Below are 1,481 nucleotides of genomic sequence, written 5' to 3' on the forward strand. Positions count from 1 at the left end.
GGGTCTGCCACTGGAGGGTGGCTTTCGGGTACTTCTTCTCGAACTCCTTTTTTAACCACGCGCCGGGCGACGAACTGGGTGCGTCCACGAGCGCGCTGTACGTTGCGACGTTCAGCGTGCCGCTCAATTCGGTCTGTGCCGTGGTCGTCGCGGTCGGGTCGCCGGTCGAACCCGTACCGCCGGAGCCAGCATCGTCGGAGTTCCCGAGGCAGCCAGCGAGTCCGACGAGTCCCGTCGCGCTCGCCGTAAGGAAACTACTATAATGTACTGAATAATACTGAATTATACTGGAGAATACTATTCCCAGCGCTTCTCACCGTCAGGAACGTCCGATTGCATTCTTCGAATCACGTCCGCGACGCGGTATCCGCGACGTTGAACGGGCGGGCGTCGGCGAGGTCGAACAGGTGTACGACGTCCTCCGGCCGTAGTGGTCGAGCAGTTCGTGCAACGACCGGAACGTCAGCGTCTCGGTCGCTCCGGCGGCCGCGAGCGCGATGTACCGCTCCCGAATACGGGTACGTCCTTGTTGATGACCTTCCCGAAGCCCGAAACTTCTCGGGGCGGAGCGCGTCGAGGTCGATACCGTGGTCGTACGTGTCCCAGCGGGTGTCCTCTGGTCGGATTCCGACCTCTCGGCACGCGGTTTCGAGTCGCGTGTAGTCGCCGAACGCGTCCCACGCCGGACGCCGTAAATCGACGTGCGCGAGGTCCGCTTCGAGTCGGGTCCGAAGCCGCTCGGCGAGGTCCTCCCGCGTCGAATCGGCCGCCGCCCTCGCTCGGCCGACGAGTTGCGGCACGTCGAACGTCTCGCCGCCGTAGGTAATGTACTCGTCTCCGTCCCGCTCGGCGAGCCAATCGAGCGTTCGCGCGACCAAATCGAGTTCGTCGTCGGGCGTGTCGTCCCGTCGGAACAGCATCTCCATCTCCCTGTCGCCGCCGGGCGATTCGTAGCCGAGCGCGACCGCGAGCAGTTCGAAGTACGCCGGGTCGCGGAAATCCGGCGGCGTCTCGTAGTGGTCGAGCGTCGGACTCACCGTTTCGATGTCGAGTGCGAACCGTCCTGCCATCTATCGTTCACGGCGTCGGGCGGCGATGGTAAAACTATGGTAATCGGTTTCGGCGAACCCGCGTTACCGGCCGCCGTCCACGAGCCGTTCGAGTTGCTCCGGCGGAACCGCACCGCGCGCGGCGTGGCCGTCGTAAGCGAACGTCGGGACCCCCGTCACACCGCGTCGTTGCGCTTCCGCGAACCTGTCTTGAAGCTCCTCGTGGAGGTCGTCGTCCGCGATTGCGTTCCGAATCTCGTCCCTATCGAGTCCCGCATCTTCGGCGAGGGTCGGCGAGGACGTCCGCGTCTCCGATGTCCCGTCCATCCTGCCACAGCGCCTCGAAAATCCCCTCGTCGAAGTCGAGCCAGCGGTCGGGGTGCCGAGGTGAGGTATGAACGCTCCGCGGATTTTCTCGTGAACGCCCGATAG

The 1,481-nt window shown here is 64.3% G+C and carries 2 protein-coding genes and 1 pseudogene; 1 reads left to right on the forward strand and 2 read right to left on the reverse strand.

Translation table 11 applies throughout. From position 1 onward, the window contains the following. Nucleotides 1-263 (forward strand): hypothetical protein (locus BG842_RS29715; protein ID WP_217493296.1); only part of this gene is annotated, 263 nt, incomplete at its 5' end. Nucleotides 264-347: 84 nt separating this feature from the next. On the opposite strand, the gene BG842_RS09050 is transcribed toward BG842_RS29715, so the two are convergent. Continuing rightward, nucleotides 348-1,070 (reverse strand): ribonuclease H-like domain-containing protein, encoded by a 723-nt coding sequence (locus BG842_RS09050; protein WP_254663012.1) that lies wholly within the window; start codon nt 1,068-1,070, stop codon nt 348-350. A 63-nt stretch (nt 1,071-1,133) separates the two neighbouring features. Continuing rightward, nucleotides 1,134-1,481, reverse strand: a pseudogene (locus BG842_RS09055) (DsbA family protein); the annotation flags it as partial.

It is taken from the genome of Haladaptatus sp. W1, from assembly GCF_001723155.1.
Taxonomy (GTDB): domain Archaea; phylum Halobacteriota; class Halobacteria; order Halobacteriales; family Haladaptataceae; genus Haladaptatus; species Haladaptatus paucihalophilus.